The sequence below is a fragment of the Peribacillus frigoritolerans genome (assembly GCF_030676415.1).
In the GTDB taxonomy this organism is placed as follows: domain Bacteria; phylum Bacillota; class Bacilli; order Bacillales; family DSM-1321; genus Peribacillus; species Peribacillus frigoritolerans_A.
In genome coordinates this window covers 227,039-248,853 of record NZ_JAUUTW010000001.1, presented here as the reverse complement: position 1 = coordinate 248,853, position 21,815 = coordinate 227,039, and the positions used below count along the sequence as shown (strand labels likewise).

Below are 21,815 nucleotides of genomic sequence, written 5' to 3'. Positions count from 1 at the left end.
CGTTTATCCTGTAATACCTTGATATATAAGACGTAAACCAATGATTATCAGCACTATTTTCAACATATTTTCCAACGACGAACTCTTTAGGCGCGTATTTATTAATGCGCCCAATTTAGCACCGAACCATGCACCAGGAATCAGGGCAAAAGCATATGGCCAATTTACATTTCCAAGGGAAATATGCGTAATCGAATTAGTGATGGAAGATAGAAATACCATGAACATCGAAGTTGCTACAGCCATATGCGGAGGGAAGAAGAAAAGAAGCATCATGACAGGAACCATTAAGGCACCACCGCCAATTCCAAATAACCCGGAGCTGAATCCCACGACAAAAGATATCAATACCGCTAACAAGGGGTGGTAACCATAGGAAAATGAATGTCCATTTTCAGTTTTATACGTTTTCACTATCTTTCCTTTTCCAGGCTTGAAAAGCATTGGCTTCAAACGATTTTTCACTAATAACACGATAGCCATGAACACCATGAAAATTCCAAAGTACAATGAAAAAGCTTCGGCGTTAAGGTTTTTATTCACATAGGCCCCTATTATTCCACCAGGTGCACTGCCAATAAAAAAGATTAAGCCGGCCTTATAATCCACCACTTTATGTTTTAAATAAGATAAAGTGGAAGATAAGCCGGTAAAAATCATGATTACGGTTGAAACACCTACGGCGACCTGAGGAGTCAGCTCATCGATAATATTTGTAGATGTACCTAAATATAAAAGAGAAGGCACAATGATGATGCCGCCGCCCAGACCGACAAGAGCGCCGATTGATCCCGCTAATAATCCAATACCCACTAATACTAACCATACCATGAAGAAATCCGCCTTTACCTGTTTGTGAGGATATTACCTCTACTAGCTTGTCACATCATCTATTTATTAATTATATAATTCCTCTTAAAACAAACCAAGCTGCTTAGGAGCCAGTCCTTCATATTCTATACCAAGTAACTCAATCATTTGTTTGGCATTATCAGCGGCATCTCCGCCTGAGTTATTATTGAACAGGACATATATCTCCTTGGACTCCTTTTCCAATATCCTGATTTTCTCCACCCATTCAATCAATTCCTGCTGATTATATCTATATAAGTACCTGACCTCACGCCAATTATCCCCCGAAGAAGACCTTTGCCAACCATGCAGGTTACGCCCATGAAAGCGTATCAGGGTTTTATCTTTATCGGTGGCATGCAGAACGACAGGAATGGATCCCTCCCCAGCCTGCGGCTCATCGCATACAGTATGGATCCAGCCTTCCTTTTCGATAAAGTCCAAAGTTTGCTGGACTACGCCGGGTCTGTACCAGCTTTGATTCCGAAATTCTATGGCAGCTGGAATATCGGCCATTTCAGCTTTGCACCACCGTAGGTAATTCACATTTTCACGTTTACAATCAAACCATGGCGGAAACTGAAATAAGACCATCGCGAGCTTGCCGGACTTCTGATAAGCTTCCAGAGAGTCGCGAAATGCCTTGAACATTTCCTTCTTACTTTCAAATGGGATTTCCCCACGCTGATGTCCTGTCATCCCTTGATAGGCTTTAACGACAAACTGGAATGATGCTGGCGTCTCGGATACCCACTTTTCACTGTTCCTCTTTGGCTGGATTGCATAAAATGAGGCATCCACCTCCACAACGGGAAAATGAGCCCCATATTCTTTGAGTTTATCACGTTGGGACACACCGCCATGATACAAACTATCATGATCACCCCAACCGGTCACACCAACATAAATCATCTGCATCATCACTCCTTCGGGACAGGCCCCATTTCTGACTTCTTCTTTTGTTGTTTTTTTACCCTCATTGAGCCATATCTAATCTTTGGACTAAGGGTGCCGAATATCAAAACAAAAAGCCTGCCAGTCAGACCCGGCAGGCTTTTGTATGAATGGTTATCTAAATCGCCTTACAGGCCGGCCAGTCGGTTATTATCCGATGGAGCCTTCCATTTCGAACTTGATCAGACGGTTCATTTCAACCGCATATTCCATTGGAAGTTCTTTTGTAAACGGTTCGATGAAGCCCATTACGATCATTTCCGTTGCTTCTTGCTCAGAAATTCCGCGGCTCATCAAGTAGAACAACTGTTCTTCAGATACTTTGGAAACCTTCGCTTCGTGTTCAAGGGAAATGTTATCATTCAAGATTTCATTGTAAGGGATTGTATCAGATGTAGACTGATTATCCATGATTAATGTATCACATTCAATGTTGGAACGAGCTCCATCCGCTTTACGTCCGAAATGAACGATACCACGGTATGTTACTTTACCGCCCTGTTTAGAAATTGATTTTGATACGATCGTTGAAGATGTATTTGGCGCTAGGTGAATCATTTTTGCTCCAGCGTCTTGGTGTTGGCCTTTGCCGGCAATGGCAATGGATAATGTCATACCGCGGGCACCTTCACCTTTCAAGATGACAGCTGGATATTTCATTGTCAATTTGGAACCGATGTTACCATCGATCCATTCCATTGTTGCGTTAGCGTCACAAACCGCACGTTTCGTAACCAGGTTAAACACGTTGTTTGCCCAGTTTTGGATTGTCGTGTAACGGCAGTAAGCATCTTTCTTGATGACGATTTCAACAACCGCACTATGAAGGGAGTTAGTTGTATAAACAGGAGCTGTACAACCTTCTACATAGTGAACGGATGCGCCTTCATCAACAATGATTAGCGTACGTTCGAATTGCCCCATGTTTTCAGAGTTAATCCGGAAATAAGCTTGAAGCGGAGTATCCACTTTAACGCCTTTTGGTACATAGATGAAAGATCCACCTGACCAAACTGCTGAGTTCAATGCCGAGAATTTATTGTCAGTGGGCGGGATTGTTTTTCCAAAATGCTCACGGAAAATATCTTCATTTTCACGAAGTGCTGAGTCCGTATCTTTAAACACGATACCCAAATCTTCCAATTCCACTTTCATGCTATGGTAAACCACTTCTGATTCATATTGAGCAGATACGCCGGCAAGATATTTTTGTTCGGCTTCTGGAATTCCCAATTTATCAAAAGTCTGTTTGATTTCTTCAGGAACTTCATCCCAAGACTTCTCTGATTTCTCCGAAGGCTTAACATAGTATGTGATTTCATCAAAGTTCAGGCTCTGCATGTCGCCGCCCCATTGAGGCATTGGCATGTTGTAGAAATGCTCCAATGATTTCAAACGGAAGTCAAGCATCCATTGCGGTTCATCCTTCATTCGAGAAATTTCTTCCACGATTTCTTTTGTCAGACCACGCTTTGAACGGAAGATGGAAACATCTTTATCCGCAAAGCCATATTTATAATCGCCGATTTCAGGCATTTTCTTTGCCATAGCTCGTATTCCTCCATTTCAAATGGCTGAATTACAACAGCTCATTTTAATTTAATTATTCCTTCAATCCCTTTTCCATGGCTTTCCAAGCTAGGGTCGCACACTTGATTCGGGCTGGGAATTTGGAAACACCTTGAAGGGCTTCAATATCCCCAAGGTCCATCTCATCGTCGTATTCTTTTCCCTGAATCATTAAGGAAAAAGTCTCGGACATCGCTAGAGCAGTATCAACGTCTTTGCCCTTAATGGCTTGAGTCATCATGGAAGCCGAACTCATGGATATCGAACATCCATCACCATCGAATTTAACATCGCTGACCTTGCCATCTTCAATCTTCATCGTTAAACGAATCCGATCGCCGCAGGTTGGATTATTCATATCGATTGTCATGCTTCCATCTTCTAGCATGCCCTTATTACGCGGTTTCTTATAGTGATCCATAATGACTTGACGGTAAAGTGTATCTAGATTATCAAAAGACATTACTGAAATACTCCTTCGTTTTAACAAGCCCGGACACAAGCTTATCAATATCTTCTTCCGTGTTATATAGATAGAAACTTGCTCTTGCTGTCGATGATACGTCAAGCCATTTCATTAATGGCTGTGCGCAATGATGACCGGCACGGACAGCAATTCCATCTGCATCAAGAACGGTAGCGACATCATGTGGATGTACGTCATTAATATTAAAGGTTATTACACCCGCACGCTTTTCTGCATCTTTAGGACCGTAAATGGTCAGCCCTTCAACTGCAGACATTTTTTCCATTGCATAAGCAGCGAGCTTATGTTCATGCCGTTCAATATTATCCAAGCCGATTTCTTCCAAGAAATCAATTGCAGCACCAATGCCGATGGCGCCGGCAATGATTGGGGTACCGCCTTCGAATTTCCACGGGAGTTCTTTCCATGTAGACTCATACAAACCTACAAAATCAATCATCTCTCCGCCGAATTCAATCGGCTCCATTTTTTCAAGAAGATCTTTCTTGCCATATAATACGCCGATACCTGTTGGACCGACCATTTTATGACCTGAGAAGGCAAAGAAGTCACAATCCAAATCACGGACATCCACTTTTAGGTGCGGCGTGCTTTGTGCCCCGTCAACTACCATTACAGCATTATGTTCATGGGCAATTTTTGCGATTTCCTTCACAGGATTGATAACACCAAGTACATTCGAAACCTGCATGATGGAAACGATTTTCGTTGCATCCGTAATTGTAGCCCTCGCATCATCAAGGGAAATCGTTCCATCCTCCTGAAGCGGAATATACTTCAGTACAGCGCCTTTTTCTTTGGCAAGCTGCTGCCACGGGATGATATTACTGTGATGCTCCATGTAAGAGATGACGATTTCGTCACCCTCTTTAACATTTGCACCACCGTAACTTTTTGCTACAGTATTTAAAGCAGTCGTTGTGCCTCTGGTAAAGATGATTTCTTCTGTAGAAGTAGCATTAATGAATTTACGTACCTTTTCACGTGCACCTTCATACGCATCCGTAGCTTTTGTTCCTAGTGTATGCACCCCGCGGTGAACATTCGAGTTGTATCCGCGGTAATATTGCTCAATCGCTTCAATCACTGCAGCCGGTTTTTGAGAGGTTGCAGCACTATCTAAATAAACTAATGGCTGACCATTGACTTCTTGATCTAATATTGGAAAAAGCTTACGAATTTCGTATGGGTTCATTACTGTACTTTCCTTTCAATGACCGCTACTAATTGTTTTTTAACTCCCTCAATTGGAAGCTGGTTAACAACAGGGGCCAAGAATCCGTGAATGACAAGTCTTTCTGCTTCTTTTTTTGTAATACCACGGCTCATTAAATAATACAGTTGAAGCGGGTCAACACGACCGACGGAAGCAGCATGACCAGCCGTTACATCATCTTCATCAATCAAGAGGATTGGATTGGCGTCTCCGCGTGCTTTTTCACTTAACATCAATACGCGTGATTCTTGTTCGGCATTAGCCTTTGTTGCACCATACTCTATTTTCCCAATTCCATTAAAAATGGAGGATGCGGCGTCTTTCATGACACCGTGCTTAAGGATATAGCCCTCAGAGCGTTTACCAAAATGAATAATGGCTGTCGTAAAGTTCTGTTTTTGTTCCCCGCGTCCGACTACAACGGTTTTAGTATCACCGTGAGAGCCATCGCCCATTAGATATGTTGTATTATCTGAAATCGTATTTCCATCGTTCATCAGGCCAAGTGCCCACTCAATACGAGCGTCACGTCCTGCCACTCCACGGCGGTTAACATATGTCGTGAAGCCTTTTGAAAGGGTATCGACCGCTCCGTATTCGACTTTCGCATTCGCATTTGCAATTACTTCCGTTACGATGTTGGCAATCCCTTCGTTAGACTCAACGGTTGAGAAGTAGTTCTCTACATATGTGACAGAGCTATTATCTTCCGCTACGATCAAGACATGGTTGAAAAGTGTAGTATCTGGATTATCCAACAGGAATACCGATTGAATCGGCTCTTTGATTTCTACATTTTTCGGAACATAAAGGAATGCTCCCCCATTAACTAATGCAGCATGAAGTGCTGTTAAACGATGTTCATCTATTTTAACGCCGTCTTTCATGAAATATTTTTGCACGAGCTCAGCATGGTCACGAGCCGCTGTTAAAATATCCGTGAAAATGACGCCTTGTTCTTTCACATTTGCTGACAGATTGATATGTGCCGGCGTATTATTGCGTTGAATGTATAAGTTTCCATTTTCTTCAATGATGGATTTAATTTCTTCCGGAAGCTCCTCTAAAGAGGCAAAAGCTTCACTTTCAACCGTATGAGTCTGGAAAGAAGTAAAATTCCATTTATCGATTTTCGTTTTATCCGGCTTTGGCATCGGGAGCTTTTCTAATTCAGAAAACGCTTGAATCCGAAGCTCGGATAGCCAAGCTGGATCATTATTTTTAGTTGAATAGGAGCTTATATCCTCTTGTTCAAACGGTAATTTCGTTTCTGTAGTCATTGCAAATCCTCCTACTTACGCTTCTTCGCCAACAGTTTCGTCTTCAATGCCCAATTCTTGTTTAATCCAGTCATAACCTTCCGCTTCCAAGCGGGCAGCAAGTTCAGGACCACCTGATTTTACGACACGTCCCTGCATCATAACATGTACAAAATCAGGAGTGATGTAATTTAATAGACGTTGGTAGTGAGTGATGATCAAGCATCCAAAGTCTTCTCCGCGCATTTCATTGATTCCTTTTGAAACGACTTTAAGTGCATCGATATCTAGACCTGAATCAATTTCATCCAAGATTGCAATTTTAGGTTGGATCATCATTAATTGAAGAATCTCGTTGCGTTTTTTCTCTCCGCCAGAGAAACCTTCATTCAAATAGCGTTGCGCCATATCTTCGTCCATTTCAAGGAATTCCATTTTTTGGTCCATTTGACGGATGAATTTCATCAATGAAATTTCATCGCCTTCTTCACGGCGTGCGTTAATGGAAGAACGTAAGAAGTCAGCATTTGTAACACCGCTGATTTCACTTGGATATTGCATAGCTAGGAATAGACCGACACGAGCGCGCTCGTCGACTTCCATTTCCAATACATCTTCACCATCGAATGTGATGCTTCCGCTAGTTACTTCATATTTAGGATGACCCATGATCGCTGATGATAAAGTGGATTTACCAGTTCCATTTGGTCCCATGATCGCATGGATTTCTCCACCTTTGACTTCAAGGTTTACCCCTTTTAAAATCTCTTTACCTTCAATTGATACGTGAAGATCTTTAACCGTTAATGTAGAAGCTGACATAATAATACCTCCGTGAACTAATTCCATTTTTATTACCAGAAAGTAAAGATTACTTTCTTTACTATAATTTACGTAAAAGCATTCTCACTTTATTCTCATTCCAATTTTATAACAAATCCAATTTGGAATCAACTAAATAGATAGAGGTTTCTACTTCTTCCATGTTAAAAACCTGTCCTATTCTTTCAATACTAACAGATATAGCCTGTTTACTGCATAATCATACTTATTTTAGCTTTTGTTAAAATTATCTTATTATTCGGCAAATCTTCTTCCTTATTAATATATGTTCAAAGAATTCGATTGCAAGGTATGAACGTTCCGCTTCAAAAAGAAAAAGATCGGACTGCCAGGCATTATGTAAGTTTATCCAATAAGGAAACCCTTATTTTATGGACCACTTTCCATTTTACCTCTACAGACCGATCTTTTAAAGAACTCTTTTATATGCTTAGCCGTGAATTTTGCGTTGTAGGTCCTTGACCATTTTGTTGCACTTTACATGTTCCCTATCCCGTTCTTTCTCAACCTCGATACGTAGGTCTAAGTTTCGACTGTACTCACTGTAGCCAATCCCATGTGAAGACTGCATCGCCTTTTCCATTTCGCTTGTTACATTTAAATCTAGAGTATTGATAGTGAACCATCCTTTCAAATTTGTGTATCATTTTATTACCTTCATTTTCTCTATACCCTTCACTTTCATGATTAAACATGAAAAAACGACCTGAATTAAATCAGGATCACACTGTAGACAAACCGGATGATAATTGAGTTTGTCTACAGTTTTAGGTTTTTTAAATTTGAACGTTACTTTCCACTTTAGGCACTCGCTTTTTCCGCAGGAGTGCCATACCTTCCGTTCCAATCCACTAATATTAAAAATTAGATAGAACCACATTTATCTACAGTCTTTATTCGTTCCATGCGTAAAACGATTGAAGAAGTTGAAATCAGCATGATACCGTTGGTTTTTAGGTTACGGTTCCCAATAAAGCGCCTCACTTTCTCTAGGTTCGGGGAAAATTATGAGCGAAGCATTATGTGAAAGATGAAAGAACAAACAGTTTGCCTATTCATTTCATAAGGCAGCAGACCGGAACGGATTTATGTAGGGGACGGAAATACTCATGGTAGTCGTATCCTAGAGCCTCTGGTTGAACAAGTGATTGAGAAAGTTGGAAAACCTGAAGCTGTTGCCGCAGATGCAACTTGCAAAACACCAGCTTTACCCTATACACGTCCTCGAACAAAAGAAGAATTCTTCCGCAATCATGACTATATGTAATATGAACGTTTTGATTGTTATCTCTGCCCATAGGCGATATTTTAAAGCACTCAACAAAGAATAAAGAGGGCTATCGTGAGTACAAATTGCTTTAACTGCTTCAAATCCAATAAAAAATCAAAAAGGTTTCGGAATGAGACATTCCGAAACCTTTTTTTTACAAACTGTGGCCAAAATTGAATCAGGTCGCCATTCTTGAATTATTTATCCGCCGGTACAACTGCACCTTTGTATTCTTCAAGAATGAAATCTTGAATTTCTTTAGAATGCAATACTTCTACAAGCGCTTTTATTGCTTCTTTATTTTCGTCACCTTTGTTTACGGCAATGACATTCACATATGGTGATTCCGAATCTTCAATCGCAATCGAATCTTCAAGCGGATTCAACCCGGCGTCAATTGCATAGTTGGAGTTGATCAAGACTGCATCGCCTTCGCCACTCTCATAAATTTTAGGAAGCAGGGCCGCTTCATAATCGGCATCGAATTTAAGGTTTTTCTTATTTTCAACGATGTCTTTAGTTGTAGCCGTCGTTTTATCGATGCCTTCTTTCAAAGTGATCAGGCCATTCTTTTCCAAAAGGGATAAAGCGCGTCCATGATCAGCAACAGAGCTGCTCATAATAATTGTTGCGCCTTCCGGAAGTTTATCAATGCTTTTATATTTTTGTGAATATAGAGCAATCGGCTCGATATGGATTCCGCCAGCATTGACGAAGTCATATCCATTTTCTTTAATTTGGCCTTCTAAATATGGAATGTGTTGAAAGTAGTTAGCATCCAATTCCTTATCCTTCAACGCCTTATTCGGTAAAACATAGTCCTGGAATGTTTCGATTTCCAATTCGATTCCTTTTTCTTTAAGAAGCGGCTTAGCTTCCTCGAGGATTTCAGCATGCGGAACATTGGATGCCCCTACAACTAATTTCTTCGATTCTTTCTCCGTATCACTGCCGCTTTTATCCTTTTCACTTCCACAAGCAGCCAAAGCGATCGATAACACTAAAATTAATGCAAATCCTAAAAACTTTTTCATCCTATTCATCTCCCCTTATCTTTTGTCCAATTTAGATGTAATCACATCTCCAATAATTTGAATTATGAAGACGATAATGAGAATAACGATAGTCGCTACAAGCGTAACGTCATTTTGATTTCTTTGATAACCGTCCAAATAGGCTAGATTACCAAGCCCGCCTGCGCCTATGACCCCGGCCATTGCGGTATATCCAACCAATGCAATCGATGTTACCGTAATCCCTGAAATAAGGGCAGGCATCGACTCTGGAAGAAGGACCTTCCAAATGATCGTGCTCGTTTTTGCCCCCATCGATTTAGCGGCTTCAATTACACCTTTATCGATTTCACGAAGGCCGATTTCAACCATACGTGCATAAAATGGGGCCGCACCGATAATAAGTGCCGGCAGTGCAGCGTTCTGTCCGATCATGGAACCGACAAGCGCTTTAGTGAAAGGAATGAGCAGCACGATTAAAATAAGAAATGGAATGGAACGGAATATATTGACGACAGCACTCATGATCCCGTTGACTGCCCGGTTTCCCCACATATTCCCCTTCCCTGTCAGGAACAGGATCAATCCTAATATTATGCCTATAAAAAAGGTTGCCACTACAGAGACGCTTGTCATGTAAAGCGTTTCTTTCGTTGCTTCAATAATGTCTTCCCAATCAACATTCGGCAATAATTCTTCAAGCATGAGTAATCACCTCCACGCCTACCTGCTGTGCTTTAATGAATTCGATTGCGCGGAGCATTTCATCCTCTGTGCCATCAAGATGGATAAACAATGTTCCATATGAACCGCTTCTTGTTTGGGATATCTTACCTTGAACGATATTGACATCCAACTCGAAGTTCCGTACAAGCTTGGTGATCAACGGGCTTTCTGCATGATCACCTACAAAGGTCAATTGAATCACTTTGCCTGCAGGATAGCGTTCGAGCAAATGGTCCATCGTTTCTTTCGTTTCTTCCGGTTCCGTTACTTGTTGCACGAAACGCTTCGTCATTTGTTCTTTAGGATTCTTGAAAACATCCAGGACAGGACCCTGTTCAACAACTTGCCCGCTTTCCATCACGGCGACGCGATGACAGATTTTACGTATTACATGCATTTCATGTGTTATCAAAACGATCGTCAATCCCAGGCGCTGATTGATGTCAACAAGCAATTCGAGTATGGAGTCGGTAGTCTGTGGATCCAATGCAGAAGTCGCCTCATCACAAAGCAGCACTTTAGGATCATTTGCCAGAGCCCTGGCTATCCCCACCCTTTGCTTTTGCCCTCCGCTTAATTGTGAAGGATAGGCCTTTTCCCTGCCTTCCAGTCCGACTAACTTGATCAATTCATTCACACGCTTGGTTCGTTCAGTTTTAGAAATTCCTGAAATTTCCAACGGGAAAGAAATATTTTCCTGAACGGTCCTTGACCATAATAGATTGAAATGTTGGAAAATCATGCTGATTTCTTGACGGGCCTTACGGAGCTGAGCCCCTTTAATTTTTGAAATTTCCTTTTCAGCCACCACAACGGATCCCTCTGTGGGTGTTTCCAATCCATTGAGCATTCTGATCAAAGTACTCTTCCCCGCCCCACTGTAACCGATGATACCGAAAATCTCGCCTTTATTTATTTCAACATTCACATTATTTACAGCCTTGATCGTCTCACTGTTTCCTTTTCCTGTACGGAACAGCTTACTGACTTTCGTCAATGTAATCATTAATCCTCACCTCTTTTTTTATCCAATAAAACCTATGAACTTAGTTGATTTCTCTACATTATTAGTCTATTTCTCATATCATTTTTCCCTATTAAAATAGAAAAAACCTTTCTGCATGAGCAGAAAGGCAGGTGAAGAAACAGGCCTTCCTCTCATCTTCCAAAGTGATTAAACTTTGTGTGAATTGGCACCTTTCCAAGGAAATCTCCTTGTCGGTTGCCGGGTTTCATCGGGCACATCCCTCCACCTCTCTTGATAAGAGCTAATATATAGAATATTTGTACAACATTAAGTTCTTTAGTATGGAGAAATTTTATCATAGATAAAAAAGGAGCGCAATGTATAATATTTCTAGTACAAGCATGAACAGAAACTTTGCTTAAACCGTTTTGGATGTCAAGGAGACGATATTCGTCGCTTTTTCAATTGCCTGCTCCAAATCTTCTATTAAATCGTCTACATTTTCAATCCCAATGGATAAACGGACTTGGTCAGCACGCACACCCGCTTTCGCAAGACCCGCCTCATTCAATTGTTGATGGGTCGTACTGGCTGGATGGATGATCAAGCTCTTCGCATCCCCAACATTGGCTACATGGGACCATAATTCCACAGAATTGATAAGTTTTGCCCCAGCTTCCCGATTACCTTGTATCCCAAATGTAACGACAGATCCAGCTCCCTTTGGCAAATATTTATCCGCAAGGGCTTTATCGGGATGATCCTCATCACCGGGATGTGAAACCCAAGTCACCGCAGGATGGTTTTTTAAATATTCAATGACAGACTTGGTGTTTGATAGATGCTCTTTCATCCTTACATGGAGCGTTTCAAGTCCAAGCGTAAACTGGAATGCACTTTGGGCACTTAGCGCAGGGCCTAAATCGCGGAGTAACTGGACTCGGGCTTTCGTTATGAATGCGGCAGGTCCAACTGCCTCGGCGTATACCAGATTGTCGTAACTTGGGTCAGGCTCCGTGAAGCCAGGGTAATTTGGCGAGTTCCAATCGAATCTCCCTCCATCCACGATGACACCGCCCAGCGTGGTTCCATTTCCCAGAAGCCATTTTGTAGCGGAATGGATGACGATATCCGCTCCAAAATCAATTGGTCTGCATAGATACGGTGTCGCAAAGGTATTATCAATGATCAAAGGTATTCCGGCATCATGGGCGATTTTCGCTACCGCTTCAATATCAAGCACCCTCAAACTTGGATTTCCGATCGTTTCAGCAAAAATGGCTTTAGTTCTTGGCGTTATCGCCCTTTTGAAATTTTTAGGGTCATCGGGAGAAACGAACTTCACTTTGATCCCATATTTAGGAAGAGTATTTTCAAAAAGGTTATACGTACCGCCATATAAGGTAGAGGCTGAAACAATCTCATCCCCTGCAGCGGCAATATTCAGGATTGAAAGTGAGATGGCCGCCATTCCGCTTGCCGTTGCCAATCCGCCGATACCGCCTTCCAATAAGGCCATTCTTTCCTCAAAAACGCTGACCGTGGGATTATGAAGTCGTGAATATATATAGCCATTCTCCTTTAGACCAAATAAATTCGCTGCATGGTCGGTATCTTTAAACAAGTACGCATTGCTTTGGTAGATAGGAACTGCACGGGCACCTGTTTCATCAGCTTGCAGACCGCCATGGACACTCAATGTTTCGAAACGCAACTTTTTCTCTGACATATGATTCTCCTCTTTTTCTATGGATTTAGTTGGAATTATATGATATCTGGCCTTTATAAACAAAAAAACCACTTCAATAAGAAGAGGTTTCAAGAACACACCTCATCTACCAGAGCCAACACTCTGCTGGAATTAGCACCGTATATAAAATTTATACCGGTTGCCGGGCTTCGTCGGGCCAGTCCCTCCGCCACTCTTGATAAGAACTATTAAATTCTGCCGTTACTTAATTCAAAATATAGCATTTTAGAATAAATCAGTCAATGAATTGTTAGAATATTCTTTGTTTAATTTCAATCTCACTTTCAAATGTCCGCAACAAAGAAACCAACCACGGTTCTGATTGGTTTCTTAGCTGATTTCCTTAAGCAATCCGTACAAATAAGGAACGGATTGAAAGGCATATATTTTTTTGTGCAGCTGTCCTTCTTTGAAAAGCAATAAACAAGGAACACTCTCGATTTCATATGATTCAGCAATTGCTTGGACATAGTTCATATTCATTTTGCCTGCCTTCAATTCCGGGAATAGCTCCAAGGATATCGTCAGCATCTTGGAGGCAACCTGACAAGTGCCGCATAAAGGCGTATATAAATATAAGCAAAAGGTTTCCCCATTTTCAACAGCAAGCTTACACTCTTCTTCTTTCCATTCCTGCATCAATTAGTCGTTCACCCTTTGACTTAAAAATTTCATTTTCACATTCATATTAGCAGATAGAAGCACAGTTGCGATATGATGTTCGGGTGAGCTTTCCACTTCTTTGTACATTTTATTAATATACAGGTGGTTCGCTTCGGGCATTTCCCTTCGGAATTGCTTCCGCAGCTTTTCTCCTGATTCATCTGCGTCAAAAAGGAGATAAACATCACGGTCCATCAATTCATCCACTATTTCATCCAGCTTAGTTAATGATATGGTCCCATTGGTACATCTTATTTCCACATCTTCATTTAAAACGGAGGCAACTTTTCTTCTATCGGAACTGCCTTCTACAATGATCACTTTATCGAATTCGCCCCACTCCATGTCATCACTCCATCTCACGAATTATGTGCGCAACTGCCACTGTACAAAATGAAAAAGAGAGCAGGCCTTTTCAGTCCCCCCCTCTCCTTCTTTTTAACCGTTGATTAAACTCTCATATTCTTCAGCACTCATCAGTTTTTCAATATCACTGCCATTAGTTGGTTCAAGCACGACCATCCATGCCTTTTCATAAGGAGACTCATTTACATATTCAGGGTTGTCACTTAAATCTTCGTTTACTTCAACAACCTTGCCACTGATAGGTGCATAAAGTTCTGAAACCGTCTTAACGGATTCAACACTTCCAAATGGTTCGTTCGCTTTCAGTTCATCGCCGATTTCCGGAAGCTCAACGAATACGATGTCCCCAAGCTCGGACTGTGCGAAAGCTGTAATTCCAATGCGCACTGTTCCATCTTCCGTTTTGACCCATTCATGTTCTTTAGTGTAACGAAGTTCTTTTGGTGTTGTTGTCATTATTAACCCTCCATATGTACATCTTATTTTATCTATTCCATTATAAGGTAGATTGTTTGTTTAAGTAAGGAATTAACCAAATATTTTGTGAAATTTCAGTTCCAAACCTGTTCGAATTGCTCTTCTTTGAAACCTACCGTCACTTTGGTGCCATCCGTAACAATCGGCCTTTTCAGAAGCATGCCATCTGTGGACAATATATCAAGCATCTCTGCTTCAGAAGCTTCTTTCAGCTTATCCTTTAAGCCCAGCTCCCGATATTTTTGACCGCTAGTATTGAAAAACTTCTTCAATTCCAAATTGCTGATTTTATATAGTTGTTCTATTTCAGTTCGCGAAGGCGGATTTTCCGCTATATGGATCGCTTCATATTGCAGTTCATGATTATCCAGCCACTTCTTCGCATTACGGCATGTGCCGCATTTTGGGTACCAATATAATGTTAAGCCCATCATTTCACCACCTATCAATAGAATACCCGTTTTCAGCACGCAATACAACGAAATGTCTTTTGAATTCCCAATGATTTCATCAAAGGAAATAAAGGGAATGCCTTTACGGGCATTCCCTTTACTGATTTTGATTCATTGCTTAAAGAGCATATTTTTCAGCTTCGATTACCTTGACGGAAGCTTCACGTTTTTTCGCAATGACATTGATTGGATTATGTCTTGTCAGCTTGCGGAGCGACGCAAGCATGATGCGAAGAGTATCGCCTGTTTCCACTGCGATTAACGTTTCCTTTGCGTGCTGTTCTATTTCATTGAAAGCTTCCTGAACGAAGATTTCAGTGTAAAGCACTTTTTGTTTGTTCTTCTCCAGACCTGTAGCCGCAATGGCTTTTTCCGTACGCAATACCACGGATTCAGCTGCATAGGCAAGGGATGCGATATCAGCAATGTTGGACAGGATTTCTTGTTCTTGATCAAGAGTTTTGCCGTATTTCTGTGCAGCAAGGCCAGCTGCCAGAATCCCGATTTTCTTAGCGTTTCTAACAAGCATTTTTTCTTGTGCCAATGGCTCATCGCCAGGTTCTTCCGGCATCATCATCATTAATTCCTCTTGCAGGCTTTGAGCCTTTTGAAGAAGCGGCAATTCCCCTTTAAGTGCTTTCTTCAGGAAAGTTCCAGGGACAAGCAATCGATTGATTTCATTTGTACCTTCAAAGATCCGGTTAATCCGGGAATCGCGATATGCTTTTTCAATTTCATACTCCTGCATGAAACCATAGCCTCCATGAAGCTGTACGCCTTCGTCCGTAACATAATCCAACACTTCTGAAGCGAAGAACTTATTCAATGAACACTCAATGGCATATTCAGCGATTGCAGCCGCCATTGATTTCCCATCTTTCACTTGCTCATCCGTCAATTTGCTTTGCCTTTGTTCATAAAGGCCAACGGTACGGTATACAGAGCTTTCTGCTGCATAAATTTTGGATGCCATTGTTGCAAGTTTTTCTTTCGTCAAGTTAAAATCGGAAATTTTCGTTTTGAACTGTTGACGTTGATTCGTATAAGCTGCTGTAATCTCAAGGGCACGTTTAGATCCGCCGACAGCGCCGACGCCTAATTTATAACGGCCGATATTCAGGATATTGAAAGCGATGACATGTCCTTTTCCGGCTACACCCAAAAGGTTTTCGACTGGTACATGTACATCTTCAAGGATTAATGTACGTGTAGATGAGCTTTTGATTCCCATTTTCTTCTCTTCAGCACCAGTTGATACGCCATCATAATCACGCTCAACAATGAAAGCGGAGAATTGTTCGCCGTCGATTTTGGCGTATACACAGAAGACATCTGCAAAACCTGCATTTGTAATCCACTGTTTTTCACCATTTAAAATATAGTGTGTTCCTTCGGCATTCAATTTCGCTGTCGTTTTTGCTCCCAAGGCATCTGAACCTGAGCTTGGTTCCGTTAAGGCATACGCAGCAATCTTCTCACCCGTTGCCAGTAAAGGGAGGTATTTTTTCTTTTGTTCTTCATTCCCGAATAATACGATCGGCAAAGATCCGATACCTACATGTGCACCATGCGTAATTCCAAAGCCGCCTGAAAGTGCCATTTTTTCCGTAATCAATGCCGAACTGATTTTATCAAGACCCAATCCGCTGTATTCCTCAGGAACGTCAGCACCAAGTAAACCGATTTCACCTGCATGCTTCAGTAATTTAACGGAACGGTCAAATTCATGGTTTTCTAAATGTTCAACCTGCGGCAGAATTTCATTCACTACGAAATCCTCGGCAGTTTTGGCAATCATTTTATGCTCATCAGAATAATCTTCCGGTGTAAACACTTGATCATACGTAATATCTTCTACTAAAAAGGCTCCGCCTTTAATGAGGTTATCTGTAGTTTGATTGGACATGTCATTTCCTCCTATGTGTTTAAGATAGTAAACCCTCCGGAAGCATGACAGCTTCCGGGAGGGGTGGGATTACGCCATTAATTCAAATACCCCAGCAGCACCCATTCCGCCGCCGATGCACATTGTCACGACTCCGAACTGTTGGTTTCTGCGCTTCATTTCATGAAGCAGGCTTAATGTCAATTTTGCTCCCGAACATCCTAGTGGATGGCCTAAGGCGATGGCTCCGCCATTTACATTGACAATCTCTTCATTCAATCCGAGCTCACGAATGATTTGAATGGATTGGGAAGCAAAGGCTTCATTCAATTCAAATAAACCAATATCCGATAACTCAAGACCGGCTAGCTTCAAAGCTTTAGGAATGGCTGCAATCGGTCCAATGCCCATGATTTCAGGCGGTACTCCTGCTACAGCAAAGGAACGGAACTTCCCCATCGGTTTCATCCCTAATGAAGAGGCCTTTTCCCCATCCATGACCATGACCGCGGCTGCACCATCACTCGTTTGTGATGAATTCCCTGCTGTTACGGATCCTGTAACAGAGAATGCAGGTCTTAGTTTTTTTAGCACTTCAGCAGTCGTGCCTGGACGAACGCCCTCATCCTGTGTAAAAGTAAATGATTTTTCCTTTAACTTAAGATCTGGTCCCACTGAACGAAGGGTTACGTCAACCGGTACGATCTCATCGGAAAACTTTCCTTCTGCAATGGCCTTAGCCGCCTTTTGATGACTTCTAACAGAAAAAGCATCTTGATCGTCACGGGAAATGCCGTATTTTTTTGCAACGGCTTCAGCAGTGTGACCCATACCCATATAATATTCCGGTGCCGTTTCCGCAAGTCTCGCGTTCGGACGCGTTACATGGCCCATCATTGGCAAAAGGCTCATGGATTCCGCTCCGCCTGCAATGACTGTATCACTTTGGCCAAGCATGATCCTTTCCGCTCCATAAGCGATACTTTGCAGCCCGCTTGAACAGTAACGATTAATCGTTATGGCCGGTACTGTATAAGGCAATCCTGCTAATGCTCCAATGTTACGCGCCATGTTCAATCCTTGCTCCGCTTCAGGCATTGCACAACCGATAATCAGGTCATCTATGGTGCCTTCATAATTCCCTGCACGCTTTAACGTTTCCTTTACAACAAGAGCCCCTAAATCATCAGGACGTACACTGGCAAGAGAACCTTTTTTCGCTCTTCCTACCGGAGTCCTTGCTCCAGCAACTATTACCGCTTCTTTCATGAGGATCCCCCTTACTCATTTTTAAGCTATCAATCTATTAATCTTCGTTTTGGCCATATCTTCATCTATCCATCAATTACGGAGTGGTTTACCTTTAACAAGCATGTGCTGCATCCTTGCCTGGGATTTCGGAGTCGAGATCAGTTTTAGGAATGCCTGTTTTTCTAGGTTCAAGATATACTGTTCATCTACTTCCGTGCCAAATGGGAGTTTCCCCCCTGCCAGGACGTATGCAAGCTCTTTGGCGATGACAAGGTCATGATCTGATAAGAATCCTGAAAGGCGCATGGATTCCGCCCCTAATAGAAGTGCGGCATATCCAGTTTCACCTACGACCGGGATCTTTGTGCGGGCTGGAGCGGTATACCCTTGTTCATGCATGGAAAGTACCGCCTGTTTCGCATCATATAGCTGATGATCTGCATTCACGCTTATTCCATCAGCTGAATTAAGGAAATTATTCCCTCTTGCTTCCTCAGCGGAGGTCGAAACCTTTGCCATGGCGACCGTTTCAAATACTTGGTTGGCGACTTTCTGCAAGTCGAAGTCGACACCCTTCGGCATATTCCTCAACGTCTTCACATAAAGTTCTTTAGTCCCGCCACCGCCTGGGATCAAACCTACACCAGCTTCCACTAGTCCCATATACGTTTCAGTCGTTGCCTGGATGCGCGCTGCCGGAAGGGACACTTCAGCCCCCCCGCCAAGCGTCATATTAAACGGGGCAACCACTACAGGAACTGCACTGTACTTAATCTTAAGCATCGCCTTTTGGAATTGGCTGATGACCATATCGAGTTCAAAAATATTGTCATCCTGCGCTTCCATCAGCATCATTGCAATATTGGCGCCTACACAGAAATTCTTTCCTTGGTTTCCGATGACCAGGCCTTTAAAATTCGCTTCCGCTTCGTCAACCGACGCATTGATCATTTGTATGATATCCAGACCGATTGCATTATTCGGTGAAGTGAATTCAAGAAGAGCCACTCCCTCGCCGATATCCATCAAGCTTGCACCACTGTTTTTCTTGATTACGCCTTTTTGCTTTTTGATCGCTTTAAGATTGATCACTTTAGGATTTTCGACAAGTTCTTTATATTCACCATTATCATAAAAGTGAACTATGCCATTTTCTTCTTTATAGAAAGAAGTGATGCCTTTAGCGAGCATATCCTTCACCCATTTCGGAACGGTGATGCCTTCCGCTTCCATTCGGGCTACCGATTTTTCTACACCTATCGCATCCCAGGTTTCAAAAGGACCTGTGGACCATCCGAAGCCCCATTTCATCGCTTGATCGATCGCCACGATGTCATCCGCGATGTCCCCAAGCAGCTGGGCAGAATACACAAGCGCCGGATTCAAAACATTCCAAAGTAATTGGCCGGCACGGTCTTCGCTATAAACAAGCGCTTTCATTTTATTTTCCAAGCCCTTGGCCTGTTTAGCCATTTCGATGGAAGGCGTTTTTAATCTTTTTCGTGCATCGTATTCAAGGGTTTCGGGATTCAGTTCAAGGATTTCCTTGCCTTTTTTCAAGAAAAATCCTTGGCCTGACTTGCTTCCAAGCCACCCATTCTTAAGCATTTCATGCATGAAATCAGGTATTTTGAAAACTTCTTTTTCTTCTCCGTCCACCTGGTCATATACGTTTCTGGCAACATGAGCAAAGGTATCCAATCCAACTACATCAAGTGTCCGGAAAGTCGCGCTGGTTGCCCTTCCAATCAACGGACCTGTAACCGAATCGACCTCACCAACACTGTATCCGCCTTTTTGCATTTCCCGCAGAGTGACCAATAAACCATAAGTTCCAATGCGGTTTGCGATGAAGTTAGGGGTATCCTTAGCTTCGACGACACCTTTTCCCAGTACATCTTCGCCGAATCTTTTCATGTATTCGAGCACTTCTGGTGAAGTTGCTTTAGTAGGGATGATCTCCAACAATTTTAGATAACGCGGCGGATTGAAGAAGTGGGTTCCCAGGAAGTGCTTTTGAAAGTCCTCCGAACGGCCTTCTGCCATCGCTTCGATTGAAATTCCGGATGTATTCGATGAAACGATGCTTCCTGGTTTACGATGCTGATCCACCTGGGCAAACACACTTTGCTTAACCTCAAGCTTCTCAACGACCACTTCGATGATCCAATCGACATCTTTTAAACGACTTATATCATCTTCCAGGTTTCCCGCCTCGATCAACGCAATGTTTCCCTTAGCCGAAAGCGGAGCTGGTTTCTGTTTTAAAAGTTTCGTAATCGCAGTTTGGCTGATACGGTCACGCACTTGTTTATTATCTAATGTCAATCCCTTTTTCTTTTCATCCTCAGTGAGTTCACGAGGTACAATATCCAATAATAAAGTCGGAATGCCGATGTTAGCAAGGTGTGCAGCAATCCCTGATCCCATAACTCCTGACCCTAGAACAGCAGCCTTTCGTATTTGTCGAACCAAGTTCATATCCCCCTTACGCAATTTATTGAATGAATGTTCATTCATTTTTAATTCAAAAAAATTTTGAATATTTTTTCTTATTACTAATATAGAATATATTTGGAAATTCCGCAATGATTAAACAGGAAAAAAATATTTTTTTCTCCGAATTCCTTTGGTTATTTCTCCTCCATTCAGTAAAAAATAATCGGGCAGGAGGTGACTTATATAATGAAGCGTAAAGATAATCCTTCTAAAGCAGCTGTAAGCGCAGCAAGCGTTAAAGGCAATGCCGGCCCTGGAGCTGAACGTCAACATGGAATCAATAAAGTGAACAGCCAGAACAATCAGTTCAAAAGATAATCCTTCTTAATTTGAGCAGCCGTTCCTTTTCCCGGGCGGCTCTCACTTCCTATTTCTTGAATAGGCCTTTTAAAACGAAAGCAATATTGGCCGGTCTCTCCGCAAGGCGGCGCATGAAATATCCATACCAATCCGTACCATAAGGAACATACACCCTAACCTTATATCCTTCCTTAGCAAGTTCAAGCTGCTTTTCATTGCGGATGCCATATAACATTTGAAATTCAAATCGATCCCGGGGAATTCCCTGATCTTTCACCAAGTCCCTCGTATAATCTATGATTTTATCATCATGTGTGGCAACGGCTGTGTAATTGCCATTTTGCAAATGCATCTTGATGATTCTCTTGAAATTCTCATCCACTTCTTTTTTCTCGGGAAAAGCCACTTTCCTTGGTTCTTTATAAGCCCCTTTAACAAGTCTTAGATTCGGATGGTATGCATCCAGCTCCTCAATATCCTTCTCAGTCCGATACAGATAAGCTTGGATGACAGTCCCCAATTCATTATATTCACACTTTAGTTTTTTGAATACATCCAAAGTCGGCTGACAGCGCGGAAAATCTTCCATATCAAGTGTCACGAAAACACGATGTGCTTTAGCTTCATCTAAGATCCTCCGCATGTTATTCATTACGACTCGTTCGGACACATCCAAGCCCATCGAGGTCAGCTTCAGGGATAACTGTGAATCGAGCTCATTTGTGCCAATCATCCGGATCGCTTCGATGCACGCATCTGCCATCTTCCCTGCTTCTTGTTCATCTTCAATGAATTCACCTAAATAATCAATGGTGACAGCAAGCCCTTTCCGGTTAAGATCCGCAATCACTTCACATGCCATATCCAAGGATTCTCCTGCCACGAAACGAGATGCTCCAAACCGCAGCCCGTATTTTTTCGCTGCCTTTGTCATACCTTTATTCTTTGATAAAAAAAGGAATAGATTTTTCAATATTCTTTCCATCTGCATTCCCCTCCAAATCATTTTGGAAAAT

20 protein-coding genes, 1 pseudogene and 2 riboswitches are annotated in these 21,815 nt (G+C 42.1%); of the genes and pseudogenes, 2 read left to right on the top strand and 19 right to left on the bottom strand.

The features are described from left to right. Positions 1-3: 3 nt before the first annotated feature. The 7 genes from Q8G36_RS01120 to sufC all read right to left on the bottom strand — a co-directional run bounded on the left by Q8G36_RS01120 (position 4) and on the right by sufC (position 7,159). Positions 4-831 carry a sulfite exporter TauE/SafE family protein gene (locus Q8G36_RS01120; protein WP_305158579.1) on the bottom strand — a complete coding sequence of 276 codons (828 nt, stop codon included), beginning with the start codon at positions 829-831 and terminating at the stop codon, positions 4-6. A gap of 84 nt (positions 832-915) precedes the next feature. After that, complete coding sequence (locus tag Q8G36_RS01115; protein WP_305158716.1) at positions 916-1,764, bottom strand: DUF72 domain-containing protein; 849 nt, start codon at positions 1,762-1,764, stop codon at positions 916-918. A gap of 192 nt (positions 1,765-1,956) precedes the next feature. Then, the gene (gene sufB, locus Q8G36_RS01110; RefSeq protein WP_061465485.1) at positions 1,957-3,354 is read right to left on the bottom strand and encodes a Fe-S cluster assembly protein SufB; all 1,398 of its coding nucleotides are present in this window, start codon (positions 3,352-3,354) and stop codon (positions 1,957-1,959) included. Positions 3,355-3,409: 55 nt separating this feature from the next. Continuing rightward, on the bottom strand, positions 3,410-3,838 hold the full coding sequence (sufU, locus tag Q8G36_RS01105) for a Fe-S cluster assembly sulfur transfer protein SufU (RefSeq protein ID WP_034310148.1): 429 nt from the start codon (positions 3,836-3,838) through the stop codon (positions 3,410-3,412). Continuing rightward, positions 3,828-5,057: a cysteine desulfurase gene (locus Q8G36_RS01100; protein ID WP_305158578.1), complete on the bottom strand. Its 1,230-nt coding sequence runs from the start codon at positions 5,055-5,057 to the stop codon at positions 3,828-3,830. Before Q8G36_RS01100 ends, sufU begins: the two co-directional genes overlap by 11 nt. Further along, a complete protein-coding gene (sufD, locus tag Q8G36_RS01095) occupies positions 5,057-6,358 on the bottom strand; it encodes a Fe-S cluster assembly protein SufD (RefSeq protein WP_305158577.1) in 1,302 nt (433 codons plus the stop codon). Before sufD ends, Q8G36_RS01100 begins: the two co-directional genes overlap by 1 nt. Before the next feature lie 15 nt (positions 6,359-6,373). Continuing rightward, positions 6,374-7,159, bottom strand: a complete 786-nt coding sequence (sufC, locus tag Q8G36_RS01090; protein WP_034310141.1) for a Fe-S cluster assembly ATPase SufC — start codon at positions 7,157-7,159, stop codon at positions 6,374-6,376. A 1,038-nt stretch (positions 7,160-8,197) separates the two neighbouring features. Here sufC and Q8G36_RS01085 point away from each other — a divergent pair. Beyond that, a pseudogene (locus Q8G36_RS01085) lies at positions 8,198-8,533 on the top strand (IS5/IS1182 family transposase); the annotation flags it as partial. 114 nt (positions 8,534-8,647) lie between these two features. On the opposite strand, the gene Q8G36_RS01080 reads toward Q8G36_RS01085, so the two are convergent. The 11 genes from Q8G36_RS01080 to Q8G36_RS01030 form a co-directional block, all read right to left on the bottom strand. Then, positions 8,648-9,484 carry a MetQ/NlpA family ABC transporter substrate-binding protein gene (locus Q8G36_RS01080; RefSeq protein WP_305158576.1) on the bottom strand — a complete coding sequence of 279 codons (837 nt, stop codon included), beginning with the start codon at positions 9,482-9,484 and terminating at the stop codon, positions 8,648-8,650. Positions 9,485-9,499: 15 nt separating this feature from the next. Continuing rightward, entirely contained in the window at positions 9,500-10,168 is a 669-nt protein-coding gene (locus Q8G36_RS01075) for a methionine ABC transporter permease (protein ID WP_305158575.1), read from the bottom strand. Then, entirely contained in the window at positions 10,161-11,195 is a 1,035-nt protein-coding gene (locus tag Q8G36_RS01070; RefSeq protein ID WP_305158574.1) for a methionine ABC transporter ATP-binding protein, read from the bottom strand. Before Q8G36_RS01070 ends, Q8G36_RS01075 begins: the two co-directional genes overlap by 8 nt. A gap of 149 nt (positions 11,196-11,344) precedes the next feature. Next, positions 11,345-11,457, bottom strand: a riboswitch (SAM riboswitch). 117 nt (positions 11,458-11,574) lie between these two features. Beyond that, positions 11,575-12,885, bottom strand: a complete 1,311-nt coding sequence (locus Q8G36_RS01065) for an O-acetylhomoserine aminocarboxypropyltransferase/cysteine synthase family protein (RefSeq protein WP_305158573.1) — start codon at positions 12,883-12,885, stop codon at positions 11,575-11,577. Positions 12,886-12,984: 99 nt separating this feature from the next. Next, a riboswitch (SAM riboswitch) is annotated at positions 12,985-13,091 on the bottom strand. A gap of 145 nt (positions 13,092-13,236) precedes the next feature. Then, on the bottom strand, positions 13,237-13,545 hold the full coding sequence (locus tag Q8G36_RS01060; protein WP_063596108.1) for a thioredoxin family protein: 309 nt from the start codon (positions 13,543-13,545) through the stop codon (positions 13,237-13,239). Positions 13,546-13,548: 3 nt separating this feature from the next. Then, entirely contained in the window at positions 13,549-13,914 is a 366-nt protein-coding gene (locus tag Q8G36_RS01055) for a toprim domain-containing protein (RefSeq protein ID WP_305158572.1), read from the bottom strand. Positions 13,915-14,007: 93 nt separating this feature from the next. Next, the gene (gene gcvH, locus Q8G36_RS01050; protein ID WP_305158571.1) at positions 14,008-14,391 is read right to left on the bottom strand and encodes a glycine cleavage system protein GcvH; all 384 of its coding nucleotides are present in this window, start codon (positions 14,389-14,391) and stop codon (positions 14,008-14,010) included. 95 nt (positions 14,392-14,486) lie between these two features. After that, the gene (locus Q8G36_RS01045; protein ID WP_063234020.1) at positions 14,487-14,843 is read right to left on the bottom strand and encodes an arsenate reductase family protein; all 357 of its coding nucleotides are present in this window, start codon (positions 14,841-14,843) and stop codon (positions 14,487-14,489) included. Between the two features lie 139 nt (positions 14,844-14,982). Then, positions 14,983-16,770: an acyl-CoA dehydrogenase family protein gene (locus Q8G36_RS01040; protein ID WP_305158570.1), complete on the bottom strand. Its 1,788-nt coding sequence runs from the start codon at positions 16,768-16,770 to the stop codon at positions 14,983-14,985. 69 nt (positions 16,771-16,839) lie between these two features. Next, positions 16,840-18,018, bottom strand: a complete 1,179-nt coding sequence (locus Q8G36_RS01035; protein WP_048688201.1) for an acetyl-CoA C-acetyltransferase — start codon at positions 18,016-18,018, stop codon at positions 16,840-16,842. A gap of 72 nt (positions 18,019-18,090) precedes the next feature. After that, positions 18,091-20,481: a 3-hydroxyacyl-CoA dehydrogenase/enoyl-CoA hydratase family protein gene (locus tag Q8G36_RS01030; RefSeq protein ID WP_370694003.1), complete on the bottom strand. Its 2,391-nt coding sequence runs from the start codon at positions 20,479-20,481 to the stop codon at positions 18,091-18,093. Positions 20,482-20,682: 201 nt separating this feature from the next. Here Q8G36_RS01030 and Q8G36_RS01025 point away from each other — a divergent pair, with 201 nt between their 5' ends. Then, positions 20,683-20,817, top strand: coding sequence for a YuzL family protein (locus tag Q8G36_RS01025; protein ID WP_072273724.1), 135 nt, complete (start codon positions 20,683-20,685; stop codon positions 20,815-20,817). 49 nt (positions 20,818-20,866) lie between these two features. Here Q8G36_RS01025 and Q8G36_RS01020 read toward each other — a convergent pair whose 3' ends face one another. Continuing rightward, the gene (locus tag Q8G36_RS01020) at positions 20,867-21,784 is read right to left on the bottom strand and encodes a proline dehydrogenase (protein ID WP_305158568.1); all 918 of its coding nucleotides are present in this window, start codon (positions 21,782-21,784) and stop codon (positions 20,867-20,869) included. Positions 21,785-21,815: the final 31 nt, after the last annotated feature.